Annotated in this window: 20 protein-coding genes; 5 read left to right on the forward strand and 15 right to left on the reverse strand. The window is 61.5% G+C overall.

Annotated elements, in window-relative coordinates; translation table 11 throughout:
- Positions 1–39: 39 nt before the first annotated feature.
- The 10 genes from HJ536_RS17950 to HJ536_RS17995 all read right to left on the reverse strand — a co-directional run bounded on the left by HJ536_RS17950 (position 40) and on the right by HJ536_RS17995 (position 9,414).
- The gene (locus tag HJ536_RS17950; protein ID WP_177158799.1) at positions 40–972 is read right to left on the reverse strand and encodes a TIM barrel protein; all 933 of its coding nucleotides are present in this window, start codon (positions 970–972) and stop codon (positions 40–42) included.
- A 3-nt stretch (positions 973–975) separates the two neighbouring features.
- Positions 976–1,272: an antibiotic biosynthesis monooxygenase gene (locus HJ536_RS17955; RefSeq protein WP_176853636.1), complete on the reverse strand. Its 297-nt coding sequence runs from the start codon at positions 1,270–1,272 to the stop codon at positions 976–978.
- A gap of 12 nt (positions 1,273–1,284) precedes the next feature.
- Complete coding sequence (locus tag HJ536_RS17960; RefSeq protein WP_177158800.1) at positions 1,285–2,226, reverse strand: sugar phosphate isomerase/epimerase family protein; 942 nt, start codon at positions 2,224–2,226, stop codon at positions 1,285–1,287.
- A gap of 21 nt (positions 2,227–2,247) precedes the next feature.
- Positions 2,248–3,417: a Gfo/Idh/MocA family protein gene (locus tag HJ536_RS17965; RefSeq protein ID WP_177158801.1), complete on the reverse strand. Its 1,170-nt coding sequence runs from the start codon at positions 3,415–3,417 to the stop codon at positions 2,248–2,250.
- A 51-nt stretch (positions 3,418–3,468) separates the two neighbouring features.
- Complete coding sequence (locus HJ536_RS17970; RefSeq protein ID WP_177158802.1) at positions 3,469–4,470, reverse strand: Gfo/Idh/MocA family oxidoreductase; 1,002 nt, start codon at positions 4,468–4,470, stop codon at positions 3,469–3,471.
- An 8-nt stretch (positions 4,471–4,478) separates the two neighbouring features.
- Positions 4,479–5,381 (reverse strand): sugar phosphate isomerase/epimerase family protein, encoded by a 903-nt coding sequence (locus HJ536_RS17975; RefSeq protein ID WP_176853640.1) that lies wholly within the window; start codon positions 5,379–5,381, stop codon positions 4,479–4,481.
- Between the two features lie 60 nt (positions 5,382–5,441).
- Positions 5,442–6,272, reverse strand: a complete 831-nt coding sequence (locus tag HJ536_RS17980; RefSeq protein WP_176853641.1) for an ATP-binding cassette domain-containing protein — start codon at positions 6,270–6,272, stop codon at positions 5,442–5,444.
- Between the two features lie 4 nt (positions 6,273–6,276).
- Positions 6,277–7,275 carry an ABC transporter permease gene (locus tag HJ536_RS17985; protein ID WP_177158803.1) on the reverse strand — a complete coding sequence of 333 codons (999 nt, stop codon included), beginning with the start codon at positions 7,273–7,275 and terminating at the stop codon, positions 6,277–6,279.
- Between the two features lie 10 nt (positions 7,276–7,285).
- On the reverse strand, positions 7,286–8,305 hold the full coding sequence (locus HJ536_RS17990; RefSeq protein ID WP_177158804.1) for an ABC transporter permease: 1,020 nt from the start codon (positions 8,303–8,305) through the stop codon (positions 7,286–7,288).
- Between the two features lie 134 nt (positions 8,306–8,439).
- Positions 8,440–9,414 (reverse strand): substrate-binding domain-containing protein, encoded by a 975-nt coding sequence (locus tag HJ536_RS17995; protein WP_177158805.1) that lies wholly within the window; start codon positions 9,412–9,414, stop codon positions 8,440–8,442.
- A gap of 158 nt (positions 9,415–9,572) precedes the next feature.
- Here HJ536_RS17995 and HJ536_RS18000 point away from each other — a divergent pair, with 158 nt between their 5' ends.
- On the forward strand, positions 9,573–10,613 hold the full coding sequence (locus HJ536_RS18000; RefSeq protein ID WP_177158806.1) for a LacI family DNA-binding transcriptional regulator: 1,041 nt from the start codon (positions 9,573–9,575) through the stop codon (positions 10,611–10,613).
- Between the two features lie 18 nt (positions 10,614–10,631).
- Here HJ536_RS18000 and HJ536_RS18005 read toward each other — a convergent pair whose 3' ends face one another.
- The 3 genes from HJ536_RS18005 to HJ536_RS18015 are packed head-to-tail and all read right to left on the reverse strand — an operon-like array spanning position 10,632 to position 14,225.
- Positions 10,632–12,044, reverse strand: a complete 1,413-nt coding sequence (locus HJ536_RS18005; RefSeq protein WP_177158807.1) for a cytochrome c — start codon at positions 12,042–12,044, stop codon at positions 10,632–10,634.
- 1 nt (position 12,045) lies between these two features.
- The gene (locus tag HJ536_RS18010) at positions 12,046–13,650 is read right to left on the reverse strand and encodes a GMC family oxidoreductase (protein WP_177158808.1); all 1,605 of its coding nucleotides are present in this window, start codon (positions 13,648–13,650) and stop codon (positions 12,046–12,048) included.
- A 44-nt stretch (positions 13,651–13,694) separates the two neighbouring features.
- On the reverse strand, positions 13,695–14,225 hold the full coding sequence (locus HJ536_RS18015) for a sugar dehydrogenase complex small subunit (protein ID WP_177158809.1): 531 nt from the start codon (positions 14,223–14,225) through the stop codon (positions 13,695–13,697).
- 437 nt (positions 14,226–14,662) lie between these two features.
- Between HJ536_RS18015 and HJ536_RS18020 the strand changes: the two genes are divergently transcribed.
- On the forward strand, positions 14,663–14,860 hold the full coding sequence (locus HJ536_RS18020; RefSeq protein ID WP_177158810.1) for a hypothetical protein: 198 nt from the start codon (positions 14,663–14,665) through the stop codon (positions 14,858–14,860).
- A gap of 77 nt (positions 14,861–14,937) precedes the next feature.
- On the opposite strand, the gene ppk2 is transcribed toward HJ536_RS18020, so the two are convergent.
- Positions 14,938–15,858 carry a polyphosphate kinase 2 gene (gene ppk2 / locus HJ536_RS18025; RefSeq protein ID WP_177158811.1) on the reverse strand — a complete coding sequence of 307 codons (921 nt, stop codon included), beginning with the start codon at positions 15,856–15,858 and terminating at the stop codon, positions 14,938–14,940.
- Positions 15,859–16,044: 186 nt separating this feature from the next.
- Between ppk2 and HJ536_RS18030 the strand changes: the two genes are divergently transcribed.
- Positions 16,045–17,754, forward strand: a complete 1,710-nt coding sequence (locus tag HJ536_RS18030; RefSeq protein ID WP_177158812.1) for an OmpA family protein — start codon at positions 16,045–16,047, stop codon at positions 17,752–17,754.
- 38 nt (positions 17,755–17,792) lie between these two features.
- On the opposite strand, the gene HJ536_RS18035 is transcribed toward HJ536_RS18030, so the two are convergent.
- Complete coding sequence (locus HJ536_RS18035) at positions 17,793–18,401, reverse strand: CGNR zinc finger domain-containing protein (protein WP_177158813.1); 609 nt, start codon at positions 18,399–18,401, stop codon at positions 17,793–17,795.
- Positions 18,402–18,585: 184 nt separating this feature from the next.
- Between HJ536_RS18035 and HJ536_RS18040 the strand changes: the two genes are divergently transcribed.
- Both HJ536_RS18040 and HJ536_RS18045 read left to right on the forward strand, forming a co-directional pair.
- Positions 18,586–19,497: an alpha/beta fold hydrolase gene (locus HJ536_RS18040; RefSeq protein ID WP_177158814.1), complete on the forward strand. Its 912-nt coding sequence runs from the start codon at positions 18,586–18,588 to the stop codon at positions 19,495–19,497.
- A 35-nt stretch (positions 19,498–19,532) separates the two neighbouring features.
- Positions 19,533–20,162: an FMN-dependent NADH-azoreductase gene (locus HJ536_RS18045; RefSeq protein WP_177158815.1), complete on the forward strand. Its 630-nt coding sequence runs from the start codon at positions 19,533–19,535 to the stop codon at positions 20,160–20,162.
- The last annotated feature ends 78 nt before the right edge of the window (positions 20,163–20,240 follow it).

A 20,240-nucleotide genomic window follows, 5' to 3' on the forward strand; every position in this document is an offset into this window, starting at 1 on the left:
CTGTTGTAACCTTGGCCAGCCCCTCCGGGACCAACCTATTCAGAAACCGATCGACGCCAGAAAGCCTCGGCTTGCCGCCAGATCGTCCAGCACAGAGCCGGAATTGCGCGGATCGCGCTCTTGTTCGATGGTGATGTAGCCGCCATAGCCGAGGTCGCTCAGCAAGGCGCGGATGGCCACATAGTCGATATTGCCGCGGCCGATGGGGCACATGACCCCTTGGGCGCAGGCGTCAAAGAACCGGATGCGTTCGCCCATCACGCGGGTGAACACGACCGGATCGATGTCCTTGAAGTGGATATAGTCGAGGCGGTCCCAGTACTGACGCAGCCCCGCCACCGGATCCATGCCCGCATAGGCCATGTGGCCCGTGTCCAGACATAGGCCCGCGGTGTCCGCGTCGATATCCTGAACCAGTCGCTCCAGTTCATCGGCGAACTCGATGTAGCCGCCCGCATGGGGGTGGATCACCGCACGTACACCGAATTCGTCCCGCGCGACCATTGCGATGGCGCGGATGTTGTCCATCATGCCCGCCCAAGCCGCATCGTCCAGACGCGGGGCGCGGTCCGAATGACCGGCAGCATAGTCGCGCTCGTCATGGCCCCAGTCCATCACCGTCAGGTAAGGCGCAGGGATGCGCTGGCCGTCATGGGTGGCGGGGCGCGGCAGGGCCGTGATCAGGGCGCAAATCTCTCGGGTCTGGCGCAGCAGGGCCTCGCGATTGGCCGGATCGACCAGATCGTCAAAGATCGTCCCCGCCACAATCGACAGACCGCGTTTGTCCAGCGCCGCGGACACCACGTCGACGTCCAGCGGCATGTAGCCATAGGGCCCCAGTTCCAGCCCGCCGAAACCGGCGGCGGCAGCCTCGTCCAGGACCTTTTCCCAGTGCGGCAGGTGGGGGTTATTGACATCGTCTACCCCCCAACAGCACGGGGCGCAGGTGATGGTGATCGGCTGCGGCGTCATGGATCAGGCGTCCTTGTCCGACGCGATATTGATGGTTTCGAACACCAACTCGCGATGGAATTGCTCATGGAACGCGATGAAGCGCTTGGTGTGCTCCTGCTCCATGTGAAAGGCGTGGGCCGCCTCGTCTTGCCATGTTTCAACAAAGACAAGGCGGTCCGGATTGTCGGTGCAGGTGTAGAAGTCATAGGCGATGCAGCCCGCTTCGGCGCGCGTGGCAGCCTGGGCCGTGGGAGCCTGCGCAAGCACGGTGTCTCGCGTGCCGGGCAAAAGGTCGATCGTGATAATGAACTTGTACACCTGCAGCCTCCGTTAGCGAATGATCGTTGCTTGCAGCGCGTCGATCGACGAACGGATGCCTGCTTCGGTCGACATGGTGAAGTCTTCCATCTCGAGCGAGACCCAGCCGTTGTAGCCGCACATGCCAACCACCGAGAAGAACTCTTTCCACCACTGCAGGTCACGGCCTGCACCGACGGCAACGTAGTTCCACGAACGGTTTGCCACGTCGGTCACGTCCTTCAGTTCCAGAAGGCCGTTGATGTCGCAAAGGCCGCGCTCGATGCGGGTGTCTTTGCCGTGGCAGTGGTGGATTGCTTTGCCCAGTGCGCGGGCCGACGCGATCGGCTCTGCGCCCATCCACATCAGGTGCGAGGGGTCGAGGTTCATGCCGACCATTTCGCCCACTTCGTTGCGCAGACGGAACAGGGTCTCGGGGTTCCACACCAGCATCGCGCTGAAGTTTTCCAGAGCGTAACGCTTGATGCCGGCCTTCTTGCCGAAGTCTACCAGATCGTGCCACAGCGGGAACGCGCGGTCTTCCCACTGGTAACGGTCGCGCTCGGGCATCTCGTCGGGCCAGGATTTGGTGTAGACCAGCCAGTTCGGCACGGTGTCGCCGGGGGCCGCTTCGGGCAGACCGGACATGGTGACGATGGTTTCAACGCCGATTTCGCCTGCCAGAGTGATGGTTTCTTTCATCTCTTTCAGGTGACGGGTGCCCATCGCGCCCGGATCCAGCGGGTTGGCCGAGCAGTTCAGTGCTGCGATCTGCAGGCCGCGGGCCTCGATCTCTGCCATTTTCTGCTTCAGCAGACCTTTGTCCGCCAGCAGTTCGTCCGCGCGGAAGTGCGGGCCCTTGGACCAGCCGCCGCCGGTCATCTCGATGCCTTCGACACCGAGTTCAACGCACTTGTCGAGCATCTCGGTGAACGAGAGGTTGCCCATGACGTCGGTACAGATTGACAGTTTCATGTCTGTTATTCCCAGAAGGTGTTATTCGAAGTCGATCCATGCCGCGCCGGCGTCTGCCGAACGGACACAGTTTTCCAGCCAACGCACGCCTTCGGTGCCTGCGGTGATGCCGGGGTAGTGATGGGTGGACAGGAACGCCTCATCGCCGCGGTTCTTGGCGTCGATGGCTTGGGCGATCCACAGGTAGATGTTGGCCCAGCTGTCGCCGAGGCCTTCGGTGTGGAGCGCGCCCATGCGGTCAACCGCAAGGCTCTCTTGTTCCAGATAGGGCATGCCGTGGTGCAGGATGCGGTTGGGTTCGCCCTGCACTTCGTAGATCAGCTGGTCGGGATGGCTGTCCGACCACTCGATCGAGGCTTTGGAGCCAACGAAACGGTAACGCTGCGAACCCATGTTCCCTGCGTTCACCGAGCTGACCCAAAGACGGCCACGAGCGCCGTTGTCATAGTGCATCAGAACGGTGGCGTGGTCTTCAAGAGGGGCGCGGCTGGGGATGAACGCTTTGCGGTCACACAGCAGCTTTTCGATCTTCATGTTGGGCAGAACGACCTCGGACAGATAGTAGAGGTGCGTGCCGATATCCCCCAGAACAAAGGTCGAGCCAGCGGTGGCGGGGTTGGTGCGCCACTTCACGGCGTCGGCGCTGTCGTCGTCGCCTGCGTTGAAGCCGTGAGTGTACTGCATATCCACAATGCGAATGTCACCCAGCATGCCCTTGGCCACCATTGCGGCCATCTGGTGCACCAGCGGGTGGCCGGTAAAGCCATAGGTGACGCCAACGATCAGACCCTTTTCCGCCGCCAAGGCTGCGACTTCCTCGCACTCGGCCACGGTGAAGAACAGCGGCTTTTCGCAGATCACGTGGATGCCCGCGTTCAAGAGCGCCTTGGTGATCTCGAAGTGGGTGAAGTTCGGGGTTGCCACCGACACCACATCCACGCCGTCCTCGCGGGCGGTCTCGCCTGCGATCAGGTCCTGATAGGTCGCATAGCAGCGGTCCTCGGCGACACCGAGGTTGGTGCCGAAATCGCGGCCCCGCTCGGCGTCCAGATCGAACGCGCCAGCAACCAGCTGGTAGGTGCCATCACGCAGGGCGCCGGTGCGGTGCTTGTAGCCAACCTGTCCCGTGCGGCCACCACCGACCATTCCCCAGCGCAGAGGGCGCGAGGTTGTACGTTCACCATTAATCATGGGGTTACCTTCCTTGGATGAAATCCCCTCTCCCCAGAGGGGAGTAGAAAATCAGTTATAGAGACCGGGCTTGTCGATCATCTCGACAGTTTCCAGGTTCTGGCTGTCCACGGCGCGCAAGGCGGCGTCAGCGACCAGAGTGGCAGCGTACCCGTCCCAAGTGCTGGGGCCGGTTGCGGTGCCCTGCCCTGCGGCGACGATCCATTCACGGAATTCCTGATCGTAGGCCTCGATGAAACGCTCGCGCCAATCTTCGGGGATCGCCTGACGGATGCCGAACTGGTCGGTGATCACGGTCGCCGGACGGTTGGGCAGCGCAGCGATGCCGGTCTCGCAGGAGACTTCGCCACGGATGTCATAGCCGTAGGAGATGTTCACCGAAATCTCGACATCCACGATCGCACCAGAGGACATGTGCAGCATGACCATAACCGGATCGCGCAGCTCGTTGCCACGGGTCGAGCGGCGGGGCACGCGCACTTCGACGCCGGTGATCTCGTCACCCAAGAGCCAGCGCGAAATGTCCGCGTCGTGCACCAGCGTGTCGTTCAGCGGCATGTCCGAGGTATAAAGCCCCTCGGGCACCGAAGCATTGCGGTGGGTCGATTTGTACATCAAGGGTGCACCCAGAGTGCCCCCGTCGATCACGGCCTTCAGGCGGCGGTAATCGGCATCGAAGCGGCGCATGAAACCGACCTGAACCAGACGGCGGCCAAAGGCGGTTTCGGCTTCCATGACGCGCAGGGCGGCCTCGGCCGAGGTGACCAGCGGCTTTTCGCAGAACACCGGCTTGCCTGCCGCGATGCAGTCCAGCAGCTGTTCCTCGTGGGCGGGGCCCCAAGAACAGATGACAACGGCCTGCACGTGGTCGGCGTGGATCAGCGCGTGGGGCGTGTCATAGACCTTGGCCCCGGCAGGAGCGGCGGCTTGCGCGCGCTCCAGATTGATGTCGGTGACGGCCACGACCTGCACACCCGACAGAACCTGCGTGAGACGACGGATATGGTCCTGACCGATCATACCGGTCCCGATGATACCTACCTGCAACGTCATGGTTTTTCTCACTTCTTGAAGTATTTATCGACGTAGCGCTGCATTTCGTTGCGCATGAAGACGCCGGACTGGTCTGCCTTGTCTTCCCACGCGAAAACGCAGGCGGTCATGATGCCGTCAAAGCCCACTTCGGCCAGAGTGCCGAAGAAGTCATCCCACGGAACCTCGCCCTGACCGATGTTCAGGTGCTGGTGAACGCGGGCGTTGGTGCCCGGAGGGTTCAGGATGTAGCGCAGGCCGCTCGATGCCTTGTGGTTGAAGGTATCGCCGACGTGGACGTGTGCCAGAACGTCTGCCGCTTCGCGCAGCATCGCTTTGGTGTCATCGCCAAAGTAGAAGGTGTGGGGCGCGCAATACAGGAACTTCACGTTCTTGGAGTTCACGGTGCGGATGATATCCAGCGCGGGCTGCAGGGTCTCGCACCAGTCTTCGGGGTGCGGTTCCACGTGCAGGTTGATGCCTTCGCGCTCGAACACGGGCACCAGTTCTTCCATGGAGCGCCACCATGCGTCTTCGCAGGCTTCGATCATCGAACCGGTGTGGCAGCAGTAGCACGAGCCCTTGTCGGGGTGCGGTCCGCGGCCGAATTCCGAGTTCATGGTGTCCACTTCCAGCTCGACCGCGATTTCGATCGCGCGCTTCCAGTGTTTGACAGCGGCCTGACGCTCGGCTTCGTCGTTGCTGGCCCAACGGTACATCGGCAGCAGCGACGCGATGCCTACGTCCGCATCCTTCAGGGCTTTCTTGAAGCTCTTGATGCGGTCGGGGAATACGCGGGGCGCCTTGAACCATTCAAGGAAGTCGCCACGGGGGCTCATTTCGATCCAGTCATAGCCGAGCTCTTTTACCTTGGACGGCAGCTCTTCGAGGCTCAGGTGACGGTGCATAAACGGGTCAAGCGCGATCTTCATGCGTCTTTCCTCCTAGGGGTGTTCGGGACGCGCCGCCACGAGGTGCGGCGCGTGAATTCGTTAACCGGCGGTGTTCATCTGGGGCGCGTGGCCGTCATGGGTTTCCATGTAGCCTTCGATGCTGGCCTCCAGATCGGCCATGGTCTCGCCGCCTGCCATGAGGTCGGTGATCTCTTCGCGGGTCTTTTCGCCCTTGCGGAAGTCGGCCGCGATGGCGCCGCGGATCAGAACCGCAAAGTGGTCGCCCACGGTCATCGCGTGCATCACCTGGTGGGTGATGAAGATCACGGCCAGACCACGACGCTTCGCCTCATTGACGATGCGCAGAACGTGGGCCGCCTGTTTCACACCCAGAGCCGCGGTGGGCTCGTCCAGGATCAGAACGCGGGCACCGAAGTAAACTGCGCGGGCAATCGCCAGCGACTGACGCTCACCGCCCGACAGGCCGCCAACCAGACGGTCGCCATCGGTGATGCGGGTGATGCCCATCTTCTGGACTTCTTCGACGGCGATCTTGTTCGCGGTCTTGCGGTCAAAGATCTTGAAGGGACCGAAACCGATGGTCGGCTCTTCGCCCATAAAGAAGTTGCGGCCCACGGACATCAGCGGATAGGTGCCGCCGAACTGGTGCACGGTGGCGATACCGCGGTTCTGCGCGTCCTTGGGACCCGAGAAGGTGACAGGCTCGCCATCAACCAGGATCTCGCCGCGGGTCGGGGCGTGAACGCCCGCCAGGGTTTTGATTAGGGTCGACTTACCGGCACCGTTGTCGCCAAGCAGACAGAGCACTTCGCCAGCGCGGACCTTGAGGGAAATCTCGTGCAGGACATCGATGGGGCCGAAGCTTTTGTCGACGTTACGCAGCTCGATAACAGGAGTAGTAGCGGACATATTCTCAGCCTTTCTTCTTTTTGGTGACAGCGGTCATGGCTTTTTTGCGGAAGGTCTCGTTCATGGCGACCGCGGCCAGAAGCATCACACCGATGATCAGGTTGGCCCAGTTGCGGTCGATCGCCGTGAAGTCGATCCCTTTGATAACAATCGCGAAAGTGATGGTGCCGACGAACACACCGATGATGGAACCGAAGCCGCCGGTCAGAAGCACACCGCCCACAACAACGCTGACGACGATGTTGAAGATGTCGTTCATACCGCCCGAAACCTGGGCCGAGTTGAACAGGATCGCATGGCACATACCGACGAACGAAGCCGAGGTTGCGGTGCCGACGAACAGCAGGATGGTGATCAGATCGACAGGGATACCGGCGTTGCGGGCAGATACCTTGTCGCCACCCATTGCGAAGATCCAGTTGCCGTACTTGCTCAGGTGGGCAAGGAACCAGAACACCGCGGTCAGAACGACCCACCACAGGATGACAACCTGATGGCTGCCGCCGAAGATGAAGTCACCGAAGATGGTCTTGGCCCAAGCTGGCGAGGTCAGCGGAACCGATGCGCCACCGGTCAGCAGTTTGGACCCGGCCAGAACGATGCCCTGCATCGCCACCAGCGTGCCCAGAGTGATGATCAGCGTCGGAACGCTGGTGCGGGTGGCAAGGATGCCGTTGAACAGACCCACGACCACACCGATCGCCAGAGCCCCGAGGATCGCGACCCCCATGGGCAGGCCGTAGTGACCCGCGATGATCGCGGTAGTCATGGCACCTGCGGGGATCATCGCACCGATCGAGATGTCGATCTCGCCCGAGATCATCAGCAGAGCCACCGGCAGAGCCACGATCCCGATGCGGGCCGCGTAGTTCACCCAAGAGGCTGCGCCCGACAGACGGTCCAGATCGACACCGCCAAAGATCACGTAGAAAACCAGAACACCGATCAAACTCAGGATAGACGGGGTTGCGGGCCGACGAAGTAAGCTAGAAATCATATCCATTCTCTCGTCCTCACTTCTTCTTGGTCGCATAGGTCATGGCGAGGGCACGGAAGGTGTCGTTCGACAGAACAGCCGCCAGCAGAAGCGCACCGATGATGATCGAGCCGATGTTCGGATCCAGCGCGGCAAAGAAGATGCCCTGGTTCACGACAGCAAAGGTCATGGTCCCCAGCACGATGCCGATCACGGACCCTGCCCCACCGGTCAGAAGCACACCACCGATCACAACGCACATGATCGAGTTGAAGATAAAGGACTGGCCACCGGCCACTTGGGCAGCCTGATAGGTCATGACCTGGGCAATGCCGACGAAGGCAGCGCAGAAGCCAGAAGTCATGAACAGGCCGATTGTCAGTTTGTCGGTCGGAATACCGGCGTTACGGGCGCTATCGCGGTCACCGCCAAGCGCGAACACCCAGCTTCCGAGCGGAGAAAGGTGAAGAAAGAAGAAAAAGACGACGACAAAGCCAAGCCACCAGAAGATCGAGACGTTGAACATGCCGTTGATGAAAGTACCGAGCAGCGCTTTGGTCACCGCGTCGGGAACATAAGAGACGCTGGTCGAACCTTTGACCATAACCGCCAGACCCAGCGTCATGCCCATCACCGCGAACATCATGCCGATGGTTGCGATCAGCGACGGGATGGTGGTGCGGGTCACGATCAGACCGTTGATAAACCCAACGAGCAGACCCACGCCCAAACCGCCGGCAATGCCGACAACGGCGGGCAAACCATAATGGCCCGACAATACCGCGGCCATCATCGAGGAAGCGGGCACAACAGAGCCCACAGACATATCGAATTCACCGGAAATCATCAGCAGGCCAACGGGCAGCGCGATAATGCCGACTTCGGCCGCGATGTTCAGCCAGCTCGACCAACCGGGGGCTCCCAGAAAGACCGCCCCGCCGAGGCTTGCGAAAAATACGTACACCACGATGAACCCGATCAGAGACCCCGTTTCGGGTCGCCGGATCAGCCCACCAATCGAAAAACCACCCTCTGCGGATGAGGTTTGCGTTGACATCTAAGCGTTTCCTGTTTGGTCCGTTACTGCTGCCGGGCACATGCCCGCAGCGTTGCAGAAGGAGGTCCGCCGGACTGCTCCGGCGGCCTGCTTCTGTGTGTGCGGGAGGGCCCGCACACATCGGGGAGGATGGATCAGCGCGCGCCGGCCTTAACGCCTTCGATCACCAGCTCGACGTTCGATGCATCAATCACGCCGGGACCGGTCAGGATCTCGCGGGTGGGGATGGTCACGCCGTAGTTGACGAAGTTGTTCAGGATCGAAACCGCAAAGAAGCCCTGCTGGTAGCCCTGCTGGTCGATCGCGCAGTCCTGGGTGCTGGCCTGGATGTTGGCCAGAATGGAGTCGTTGAAGTTCATGCCACAGATGTGGACCTGACCGGTTTTGCCGGCCTGCTGGATGCCCGAAACAGCCGCGTTGGTGTCTGCATCGCCAATGGCGAACAGCGCGTCGATGTCGGGGTTTTGCAGCAGGTGCGCACGAACGGCCTGAGCCACTGCGGTCGCATCGCCGAACGAGGTTGCGGGCAGCTGCAGAACCGAGCCTTTGCCGCCGGTTGCTTCAACGCCTGCGTTGAAGCCCGAGCAGAAGGCTTCGATGTTTGCCGCGCCGGGCAGAGTGTTGACGCAAGCGCCGTTCTTGTGGCCCGCGTTGCCCAGATATTCGCCCGCTGCGTAGCCCGACTTGTAGTCGACAGCGCCGACATAGTTCAGAGCACCCAGACGGTCAGCCGCATCAATGCCACCGGCGTTGTAGATGACCAGCGGGATGCCAGCGTCAACAACGGCCTGGAAGGCGGGGTCCATTGCCTCGGGCACCCAGTCGGGGCCAACGATGGCGTCTGCGCCCTGGTCAATCGCCTGACGGATCAGTTCTGCCGCGTCCGGACCCAGGTTGTCATAGTTCTGCGGGCCAAGCCAGGTGACCGAGCCGCCCTGCGCCTGTGCAACAACGCCTGCATCCTCGGCGCCTTTTTTAACGCGCGACCAGAACGGATCGTCGGGCTTGCCGCCGATCACGAAGATGTCTGCTGCGAATGCGGTGGATGCCGAGAACGCGATAGCTGCGGTTGCCAAAAGGCCACGCGAAATGCGCGATTTCATAGTCATTAGATGTTCCTCCCAGTGTCTCGGGGCTGCCGTCCCTTCGGCGCCTCGAGTGAGCAGAGGGATACCGAATCCACGGCACAAATAAAACATGAATTGACATTGCGTGATAAGATTGTTTCATTTAGTGTCATGACACAATGAACTAAAGTTGGTATCAAATGGGACGTAAGCGTGTAACGATTGCCGATCTGGCCGAGGAATCCGGTGTCAGCATCTCGACCATCAACCGCATTTTGGCGGGCACGGACAATGTACGCGCCGCAACGATCGAGCGGGTCCAAGAGGCCGCCCAACGCATCGGTTATTATGGCGAGGGGGTCCTGTCCGCCCGCCGTGAAAGCGCCCTGCCCAAGTTCAAGTTCGGCTTTCTCTTGCAGCAGTCCAGCCGCGACCTCTATCGCCTGTTCGGCGAGAAAATCCGCGAGGCTGCGGCCGCTCGCTATGCGGAACACATCGACTGTTTGATTGATTTCGTGGACCTGCTGGAGCCCGCCAATATCGCACAGAGGCTGCGGGCTTTGGGTCAGGAATGCGATGCGGTGGCGATTATTGCCGCCGACCACCCCTTGATCGGGCAGGCCATCCGCGAGCTGTCGGAAAAGGGCACTTCTGTTGTCACCTACATCACCGACCAATCCGCGCCTGAACGGGCGGGCTATGTGGGTACCGACAACTGGAAGATCGGGCGAACGGCGGCGTTCTTTATCTCGCAGATGACATCGGGGCCGGGCCGCATCGCCATGTATATCGGCAACCACCGCTATCAGTGTCAGGACGTGGCAGAGGCGTCATTCCGGTCCTATATCCGCGAACACGCGCCCCATCTGGTGGTCGCGGACCCCGAACCCACCCACGAGGACAGCACCCGCGCCTACAATCTGGTGCGCGAGGAATTCCAGAACCACGAGGATCTGAAGGGCATTCTGATCGTCGGCGGCGGTATTTCCGGTGTGCTCCGTGCCATGCGCGAAGTCCCCAAAGAGCGCCGCAGCCAAGTCCGCGTGATCTGCCGCGACATCGGCCCCGAAACCCGCAAAGGCCTGACCGAAGGCTTGGTGACCGCCGCCCTGTGTCATCCCTTGGAACAAACGTCCCAGATGTTGATCCAGACCATGCTGGACGCCCACCAGCGCAAAGGGAATGACAGCACGCTTCAGCGCACTGTCCCCTTCGAAATCATCACCCCCGAGAATATCTGACCCTCGGGGGCGTCTCGTTTACAGGGTGCGTTTGCGGCGCAGGGCCCAAGCGATCAGCGCGATCACCACGATCCCCGCAAGCGCCACGCCTGCCCAGAACAGGGCCTTGGCGTGCTCGATCAACCAAGGCGCCGTGTCGGCTGCCATGATGTCGGAAACGTCGTCCCCCGTCAGGCCCGCGTCCCCTTTGCCAAAGCCGGCCGTGACATAGTTTGACACCGCCGCGATCTGGCCGTTGTCGAGCGCCCCGTGGATCATGCTCTGACCTTCGCCAAAGGCGGGCATCACGGCGGTGCCGTCCGCGCCAGTGCGGTGAATGCCCTGCACGATCGCCATCACGAGATTGTTGTGGTTTGACGACCCGACCGCAGAATTGCCGGTCAGCGGCGGGAAGGTTCCGTCATCGGACCCCTGCCCGTTCATCCCGTGACAGGCCGCACAGGCCACGTTGTAAAGCTGCGCGCCGTCGGTCATGTCCGTGGCGATGTAGCCGGGCTGATCACTGGCAACCATGCCGGGTTCGATTTGGGTCCAATCCACAGGGGTGGCCTTGGTCACCGACCAAGCTGGCGTGTCCTGCCCCTGATCGCGGATCGCCGGAACCGTCCGCAGATAGGCGGTAATGGCTGCGATATCCTGATCGGTCAGGTATTGCAGCGAGTTCTGGACCGCATCCGCCATGGGGCCACCAGCCTGCGCCTTGCCCATCGCGTGGCCGTTTTGCAGGTAGCTGGCGATCTCGTCGTCGCTCCATTGGCCAAGGCCGCTGATATCGTCCGAGGTCAGATTTGGGGCATACCACCCCTCGACCGCCGTACCAGCCAGGAAACGGCTGTTGTCCGTAGCCATGAGCTGGTTGCGCGGGGTGTGACAGGTGGAACAGTGCGCAAGCCCCTTGACCAGATAGGCCCCGCGGTTCTGCTGGTCGGTCAGATCGGGATCGGCGGTATAGGGATCGCCCCCCGCAAACAGCAGGTCCCACGCGGCCATCGCGCCGGGGATGTTGAACGGGAACTCCAGCGCCGTCTCGGCCTTGGGGGCTGCGTCCACCGGATCGATCTGCATGAAATAGGCATAGAGCGCCGCGTTATCCTCGTCCGTGATGTTCGCGTAAGAGGGATACGGCATCGCAGGATAGAGGCGCGATCCATCGGGCCGCACGCCCTTGCGCAGGGCATCGGCGAACTCTGCCTCGGTCCATTTGCCGATGCCGTATTGGTCCGACGGGGTGATATTGCTGGAGATGATGGTGCCCATGGGCATTTCGAACGGATAGCCGCCCGCCATATAGGCCCCGCCCGTGGCGGTGTGGCACGCGGTACAGTCCCCTGCCCGCGCCAGATATTCCCCGCGCGTCACCAGATCATCCTGCGCAAAGGCAGGCACTGCGGACACCATCAGGGCCCCAAGGGCGAAAGTTGATACACGCATCTCAGACCTCCTTGGCGATGATGTCGGCCGAGCGGATCGCCAAGGCGACCGCTGTCAGCGTCGGGTTCACCACCCCTGCGGCGGGGATCACCCCGACCGAGGCGATAAACAGGTTCTCATGGTCGAAACTGCGCCCCTCGTGGTTTACCACGGAATCCGAGGCATCGGCCCCCATGATCATCGTCCCCATCAGGTGGTCGTGGTTTTCCCAGTCGTTGATATAGAGGATCTCGCCGCCCTCGACCTTGGGGTTCATCTTTTGGGCGATGTCGCGGTACATCTCGCGGCACTTCACGGCGCCTGCTTTGACGTAATCATCCACGTCGAAATGGATTTTCATCCCCGGCAGGCCAAGGCTGTCCTTCCATTCGGGGTTCGGCTCCAGGCGGTTCTTGGGGTCCGGCAACTGCTCGAAGAACGAATAGAGGTACATGTAGCGCCGTGATTGATCGAGGATCCGCTCGTCCAGTTCCGCACCCATCAGCCCGTCATCAATGGCCGATTTCGCCAGATCGATCTGCGGGTTGTTGTTCGCCATCGAGGTTTTGTTCGCCGAATGCTCGGACCGGAAGGCCCCGTCGCGCCAGTTCATGATGGTGGCCTGCTGCACGGGGCCACGACCCGCCCACTGGGTATCCTCGCACAGGAACCCCATGGAAATCCCGATGTGGTCCATCATGTTGCGCCCCACCATGTCCGATGAATTGCCAATGTCGTTCATCATCATCAGCTTGGCCGTCTCAAAGCTGTGGGCCGCCAGAACGAAATACTTGGCGGTCAGGCGGTGCTCTGCGCCCTCGGGGGTCAGATAGCGGACGGCGATGATCTTGTTTCCTTCGCCGGTTTCGATCTTGTGGACGACGGCCTCGGGGATCAGTTGGGCGCCAGCCCGCACGGCTTTGTCCGCGTGGATCGACCCGTTATAGAGCGTGCCGATGGGGCAAACCTGATCGCAGTTGTTGTTCCCTTGGCAGGCGGGGCGGCCATCCCACGGTTTGTGGATGCGGACGGTCGGCTCGATGCACATGGAATAGCCCTGCGGCACCAGCGTATCGTTCAGCTTCTGCCCGTTGACGGCATAGGCCTCGGCGGTGATGGGATAGGGTTTGGAGCGCGGCGGATAGGCCTGCCCTGCATGGGTGCCGGACTGGTCATCGGTGTCGGAGCCCGCAATCCCCAGCTCGTATTCAGCGCGGGTGTAATAGGGTTCGATGTCATCATATTCCAGCGGCCAGTCGCGCCCCTTGCCGTACAGGGACTTCAGCTTGAAATCGTTGGGGATATAGCGCCACGTCGCCCCGCCCCAATGCCAAGTCGTACCGCCCACCAGCTTGAGCATCCCCGGCATCATGTCAAAGCTGCCGGTGTTCTGGATGTAGCCCGGCTGATAGCTGGTCGGAGCCCACGGGTTGTTCGGATAAGCATCGTTGCGATCGTAATGGCGCCCCGAATTGCGGAAGTTCATCAGGATTTTCCAGCGGGGCACCGAGGGGCCAGCCTCGAGGATAATCACCGATTTCCCCTGTTTCGCCAGTTCATAGGCCGCGTTTGATCCGACCGCGCCGGAGCCGACGACAATCACATCTGCATCATAGTCCTGTGCCAAAGTCTTAGTCCTTGTTCATAACGAAAAAGGCCGGGAGCGCGCGCTCAACCGGCCTCGGGAAGGTGGGCCCAGTATCCGGTGCCTTGGCGCGAATAGCTGGGAATGGGGGTATAGGGTTCGGTCAGCCGATAGGTCAGCGCTTGGGTATAGGTCACGAACTGCACCCCGTCGTCCGAGGTATGGGCAACCGGCGTGCCTGCGTATCCCAGATAAAGCGCGGAAATCAGGGTCTTGGCGGTGTTTTTTAATTCGCCGTCAAATCCGTCTGCGGTTTTCAGCGTTTCGACATCGGTGATCCCCTGCTCAGTGGCAAAGCTGGCCAGACGCGACAGGGCCTGCGGGTAATCGGGCTGGGTGACGGTGATCGCATCAACCGCGCGCTTGGCAAGGGCGGGGTCAATCGTTTTGCCGGTGACCAGTTCGGCGATGGCCATACTGTCAGCCGTTTGCGCGATCGCGGGCAGAGGACGAGAGATCAGCGCGCCGCTGGCCAACATCGCGGCAGTGCCCATCAAAAAGAGGCGGCGGGTCGGACGATCCATCGCCCCTCGGTGATCCGGCGGAGAGGTATCCACGGGTAACTCCTTTGACAAACCAAGGGCACCCTGCCGTTTCGTCCGAGGTCCGCCTAATGGGCGGGACGGGCAGATAGGTGAAAATTCAGGCACCCGAGAATGCTGCCCCTCGCGGGGGCATCGGGGGCACAACGCACGTCGTGCGAAATGGTTGCCGAAATCGCGCCGTCGTGATGGCAATTCCCCTGTGCTGACAAGCACATAGGCTGTGCATGATGCAAGGCGCACCTAGTTTACCCAAGGGGGTCATAAGCCAAGCTGTTAGCGGCACCAGCCAAAATTCGCACACGGGTGCAACAATGTCGTTGCTTCGGAAACGTGCCGAAAGCTCAACCTGAACGCGAATTTTCCTTGATTGGCAGCACCCGAAATGCGTCCCTATCCGCGGGAGGAACAAGACTCATTTTACCGTTCTCAGTACATGTGGGGTAAGTGCAATGGAAAAGTGTCTGTTTGTGGCCGAGACTGATGGCGAAAACGCGGTCAGTCATGTGTGGTTCTATAGTGGCGAAGGTAATCCGCGGCTGGTGCAACGTACGGATGTGACGTCCCAGCGCATCACAGGGGCAGAATTCGCCGGTGCGCCGGCCGAAATGATCGCAGCGTGGCTGCGAAGGTTTGCCAACCTGCCCTGAATTTGCGAACTGGCCGCCCCGCACGGGCGACCAGTCAAGACCAAAGGGCTGCTCGAACAGGCCGGCAGCCCGATGCATCAATACTTTGACGGAACGTACAGATCGCGCGGCAGGATCGCGCGCTCATAGTCGGGCTTGAACACACGCTCGGGCAGCGAAATCTCTTCGTGGTTTATCGGACCATAGGGAAAGAGCGTCAGCAGGTGGTCGATGCAGTTCAGGCGCGCGCGCTTCTTGTCGTTGCCTTCAACGATGTACCACGGCGCCTCGGGGATGTTCGAGCGTTGCAGCATCTCTTCTTTGGCCTTGGTGTACTGCTCCCAGCGGACGCGGCTTTGCAGGTCCATGGGGCTAAGTTTCCACTGCTTCATCGGGTCGTGGATACGCATGAGGAAGCGCATCTGCTGCTCTTCATCGGTGATCGAGAACCAGTATTTCACCAGCCGGATGCCCGAGCGCACCAGCATCCGCTCGAATTCCGGCACGTCGTGAAAGAACGCCTCGACCTGATCGTCGTTGGCAAATCCCATGACCCGCTCCACACCGGCACGGTTGTACCAGCTGCGATCGAACAGAACGATCTCGCCCGCCGCAGGCAGGTGCGAGACATAGCGTTGGAAATACCACTGGGTCTTTTCGCGGTCCGACGGCGCGGGCAAGGCCACGACGCGCACCAGACGGGGGTTCAAACGCTGGGTGATGCGCTTGATCACGCCGCCCTTGCCCGCCGCATCGCGCCCCTCGAACAGCACCACGACCTTTTCGCCGGTGTGCTGGACCCAGTCCTGCAGCTTGATCAGCTCGGCTTGCAGGCGCAGCAGCGACTGGAAGTACACCTTGCGATCAATCTGCTCGGGGTGGGCGCGGTTATAGATTTTGCGGATCTCCTGACTCAGGATCGCGTCTTCGAATTCGATCTCGAAGTCCTCGTCCAGAGTGTCGATCAGTTCAGCCTCGAGCCAGTCGCGGGGGGCATCTTCAAAGGGGGTGTCGGTCATGACGGTCACCTGTTACCGAAATCGGCCCCCAGCTATGGCAAATCTCTGTGACAGGGGCATGACGGTCGGGGGCATTTCGGGGGCCTGATCCGTGCCTCACGCTTACAAAATGGAACATCTTCGGCCCCAGCGTGTTGAACCAGCCAAGGACGCGGCCTCTGCCGCTATTGGTTAAGGGAGAAGATTTTGACCGTATTCAAGAACTCGACAGCACTGATCCTCGCGATGTCGCTGATGGTGCCTCATGCTGCAATCTCGCAACAAGCGATGGACGAACTGGAAAAGCTGCCGGACGAGGCGCGCGCCACGATGGAGGCATGCGTTGCCCAATCCGGTGACACCGCCGCGTGCCTTGAGGAGGCCTTGAAGGCCGACACCGATCAGGCGACCGAGGCCGAGACGACGGCCGAACAGGACAAGGCTGCCAAGAAGGCCGAAAAGCAACAGAAGAAGGCTGAGAAAGCCGCCAAAAAGGCCGAGAAAGCTGCCGCCGCAGAGGCGAATGCCAAAGCTGAGGCCGAGGTAACCGCCGCGCCCGAGGCCGAGGCTGCCCCCGAGGCCAACGATGGCCCCAAATTCGTAGAGGCCCCCGAGACGCCCGCAGAAGCGGAGCCTGCCCAGAATGAGGCCGCCGCCCCTGCCCCCGAAGCAGCGCCTGCGGATCAAAACACCGCTCAGACCGAGCCTGCTCCTGCCCCCGCCGCAGAGACTGCTGCCGAAGCAGAGGTCCAAGCCACCGACACGGCCCCCAAAGCCAAGTTGACCAAAGAGGAACGTCAGGCCCTCAAGCGCGAGAAGCGTGCCGAGGCCAAAGCCGCCCTTGAACAGTCGCTGGCTGCCGAAACCGAGGGCGACGCCCCCGCCGCAGCTGCCCTCGCGGATGCTGAAAACACCGACATGACGGCCACCGCGACCGAAGAAACCATCACCGAGGACACCGCCCGGACCTCCAACGAGGATTTCAAAACCCGCGTCAGCGATTCCAGCGACAAGGAAGAGGCTGATGACAAAGGCCTGACCACCGTAGAGAAGGCCGCTCTGGCAGGTCTGGCCGCGCTGGCCGTGGGGGCTGTGCTGAAGAACGGCGCTCAGGTGGCAGCGAACTCGGGTGACCGCGTGGTTCTGGAGCAGCCCGATGGCACCTACCGCGTGATCAAGGACGACGGCGCCCTGCTGCGTCAGCCCGGCACCACCGTCCGCACCCAAAGTTATGAGGACGGCTCTAGCCGCACCATTTCGACCCGCGAAGACGGCTCGCAGATCATCACGATCTACGACAGCCAGAAGCGCATCGTGCGCCGCGAGCGGATTGATGCGAACGGTGACCGCTATGTGCTGGTCGATGACAGCCAAGGCGCCGCACCGGTCGAAGTCACCGCCCTGCCCGCTGCTGACATCAACGACAGCGTGACGGTGACCAATCAGGACGCCCTGCGCGCCGCGCTGGAACAGCAGGCCCGCACCGACCGCAGCTTTACCCTGAACCAGATCCGTCAGATTCCGCAGGTACGTGCCCTCGCCCCCGCCATCGCGGTCGAGAATGTGACCTTTGCCACCGGTTCGGCCGCCATCCGTCCCGAACAGGCAGAATCGCTGGCGGCTCTTGGGGACACCATCCGTGACCGCATCGCCGAAAACCCGCGCGAGATTTTCCTGGTCGAGGGGCACACCGACGCGGTTGGCAACGCGGCCTATAACCTGGCCCTGTCGGACCGCCGTGCGGAATCGCTGGCCCTTGCGTTGACCGAATACTTCAACGTTCCGGCGGAGAACCTGATCGTGCAGGGCTATGGCGAGGAATATCTGAAGGTCGCCACCCAGACCGCTGAAGAGGCAAACCGCCGTGCCAATGTGCGCCGGATTACCGATCTGCTGCGCACCGCCAGCGCCAACTAAGCGAAACGCCCCCGCCACCGTGCGGGGGCTTTTTTACGCTATTTGCTGCGGAATGCCGCCGCTTTGGCCCGATTCCCGCAGACCTCCATCGAGCACCAACGCCGCTTGTGGTTCTTGCTGACGTCCAGAAAATAGAGCGTGCAGCTAGGCCCCTCGCAGTTGCGAACATAGCGGAAGTCAGATTGGGTGATCAGACGGGCCGCCACCGCCGCGATGCGGATGATCAGGTCCGCCGGCGTCCATAACTGATGGCGGTTCACCAGTTCATAGGGCTGCCCCATCCCCCCTGACATAATCAGCAAATAGTGCGGCCCCGAGGCCAGAATGCCATTGATCCGCGCGATGATCGGGTGATGGTCATCGGTCAAGGCCACCCCGCTCGCGCCCTCGATAAACGCCCGGAATTCTTCGCGAAAGTTGACGATGTCCTGACGGGCGCGCTCCAGCTCTGCGGCGGCAGAGGGCGCGCGGAACGGCGTGACTTCGGTCTCGGACGCCAGACCCGCTGCAACCATCCAATCCAGCAAATCCTCGCCGGTTTCCAGCCACTCGAACAGGGTGGAACGCGGCTTGGCGACCGAGTTCAGGAAATCCAGCGCAGGGCTTTCTCCGACAAAGAAGGGGGCGGGTCTGGTATCGCGCGACATGGGCAGGGGTGGTCCGTATTGCGGTGGGCTTAACCCTCCTTGGATAACCATAGGCCAAAGGGTTTGCCAGTTACTTTTGAACACAATGCGTCACGAAAAAGTAACTCCCAATTTTCAAATTTCAAAGTTACAAAAATAACCGTCTAATAAATCTTTATAAGGTTATTTTCGAAAGGCACCCCTGATGCGACCCACCCTACCCGCTGCGGCGGCTCTGGCGCTGACTGCCCTGTCTGCCGCCGCTGATCCCGCGCGCCCCGTCACCTATCACACGCTGGAGGTCGAGGGCGTTCCCGTCTTCTACCGCGAGGATGGTCCGGCGGATGCGCCCGTCCTGCTGCTGCTTCACGGCTTTCCGTCATCGTCCCACATGTTTCGCGATCTGATCCCCGAACTGGCGGACAGCTTTCACATCATCGCCCCCGATTACCCCGGTTTCGGCCAGTCCGGCGCTCCGGTTCGCGCGGATTTCGAGACGTTGGCGCAGACCATGACTGCCCTGACCGAAGAGCTCGGGCTGACCAGCTATACCCTGTATATGCAGGATTACGGCGGCCCCGTGGGGATGCGCATGGCCGTCCAGCACCCCGACCGAATCAATGGCCTGATCTTCCAGAACGCCACCATCCATGTCGAAGGTTGGTCCCCCGATGTGGTCGCGCAATTCGCCCCCTTCTGGGCCGAGCGCACCCCCGAAACCGAAGCCCCCTTACGCCAGATTCTGACCGCCGAGACCACCCGCTGGCAGTACGAACACGGCAGCACCCGGACCGAACGGCTCAGCCCCGATGCGTGGCTCAGCGATCAGGCGGGCCTTGATCGGCCGAGCAATGACGCGATCCAGCTGGACTACCTGTGGAGCTATCAGGACAACGTCGCCAGCTATCCCGCGTGGCAGGATTATCTGGCCGCCGAGCGCCCGCGCACCCTGATTGTCTGGGGCAAGAACGATCCCTTTTTCACCATGAATGCCGTGACGGGCCTGCAGAACCTGCTGCCGAACGCGGAAACCCGCCTCTACGAGGCCGGGCATTTCGCGCTGGAAACCCACACACCCGAAATCGCCGCCTCGATCCGCGAAGTGATGGCGCGCTGACCCTTTCCCCAACCTGAACTCAAAGGAATAAGCCTATGAAAACCGTTCTTTATATCGCCGCGTCCCCCCGTGGGCAGATGTCCCAGTCCGGCAAGCTGGCCGAACGCTATCTGGCCTCGCGCCAAGCCATCGACCCCGATGTGCGGGTGGACCGTCTGGACCTGTGGGCTGCCGACCTGCCCGATTTCGACGGGGACAAAGCCGCCGCCAAGATGACCTTTTTTGGCGTGGGCGAGATGGACGCCACCCGCCAGAGCGCGTGGGACCAGATCGTCGAGATCACCCGCCGCTTTACCGAGGCCGACGAATACGTGCTGTCGGTGCCCATGTGGAACGGCGGCATCCCCTATAAGCTGAAGCAGTACATCGACATCATCACCCAGCCGGGTCTCCTCTTTGGCTTTGACCCCGAGAATGGCTACAGTGGCCTGCTGCGCGGGAAAGAGGCGCGTGTGTTCTATACCGCCGGTGTCTATGCCCCCGGCGCGCCCGCGAAATACGGTGCGGATCATCACTCAACCTATCTGGGGTGGTGGCTGGACTTCATCGGCGTGACCGAGGTTGAAACCGTCCGCTTCCAGCCCTCGCTTCTGACCGCCGATCCGGCGGGCGACCAAGAGCGCGCACTGGACCGCGCCGCGAACCTGACCCGTCAGCCCGCCTGACCCCCATGACCCCACGGCACCGCAGGCCCCCGCCTGCGGTGTTCGCTTGACATCCCGCGCACCGGTCGGGCCCACTGG

Origin of the sequence: Donghicola mangrovi (assembly GCF_013377535.1) — a bacterium.
GTDB lineage: Bacteria > Pseudomonadota > Alphaproteobacteria > Rhodobacterales > Rhodobacteraceae > Donghicola > Donghicola mangrovi.

Coding starts and splice junctions, on each gene's coding strand:
- HJ536_RS17950 (WP_177158799.1), bottom strand. CDS start 972: ATGACGCCGCAGCCGATCACCATCACCTGCGCCCCGTGCTGTTGGGGG.
- HJ536_RS17960 (WP_177158800.1), bottom strand. CDS start 2,226: ATGAAACTGTCAATCTGTACCGACGTCATGGGCAACCTCTCGTTCACC.
- HJ536_RS17965 (WP_177158801.1), bottom strand. CDS start 3,417: ATGATTAATGGTGAACGTACAACCTCGCGCCCTCTGCGCTGGGGAATG.
- HJ536_RS17970 (WP_177158802.1), bottom strand. CDS start 4,470: ATGACGTTGCAGGTAGGTATCATCGGGACCGGTATGATCGGTCAGGAC.
- HJ536_RS17975 (WP_176853640.1), bottom strand. CDS start 5,381: ATGAAGATCGCGCTTGACCCGTTTATGCACCGTCACCTGAGCCTCGAA.
- HJ536_RS17980 (WP_176853641.1), bottom strand. CDS start 6,272: ATGTCCGCTACTACTCCTGTTATCGAGCTGCGTAACGTCGACAAAAGC.
- HJ536_RS17985 (WP_177158803.1), bottom strand. CDS start 7,275: ATGGATATGATTTCTAGCTTACTTCGTCGGCCCGCAACCCCGTCTATC.
- HJ536_RS17990 (WP_177158804.1), bottom strand. CDS start 8,305: ATGTCAACGCAAACCTCATCCGCAGAGGGTGGTTTTTCGATTGGTGGG.
- HJ536_RS17995 (WP_177158805.1), bottom strand. CDS start 9,414: ATGACTATGAAATCGCGCATTTCGCGTGGCCTTTTGGCAACCGCAGCT.
- HJ536_RS18000 (WP_177158806.1), top strand. CDS start 9,573: ATGGGACGTAAGCGTGTAACGATTGCCGATCTGGCCGAGGAATCCGGT.
- HJ536_RS18005 (WP_177158807.1), bottom strand. CDS start 12,044: ATGCGTGTATCAACTTTCGCCCTTGGGGCCCTGATGGTGTCCGCAGTG.
- HJ536_RS18020 (WP_177158810.1), top strand. CDS start 14,663: ATGGAAAAGTGTCTGTTTGTGGCCGAGACTGATGGCGAAAACGCGGTC.
- ppk2 (WP_177158811.1), bottom strand. CDS start 15,858: ATGACCGACACCCCCTTTGAAGATGCCCCCCGCGACTGGCTCGAGGCT.
- HJ536_RS18035 (WP_177158813.1), bottom strand. CDS start 18,401: ATGTCGCGCGATACCAGACCCGCCCCCTTCTTTGTCGGAGAAAGCCCT.
- HJ536_RS18040 (WP_177158814.1), top strand. CDS start 18,586: ATGCGACCCACCCTACCCGCTGCGGCGGCTCTGGCGCTGACTGCCCTG.
- HJ536_RS18045 (WP_177158815.1), top strand. CDS start 19,533: ATGAAAACCGTTCTTTATATCGCCGCGTCCCCCCGTGGGCAGATGTCC.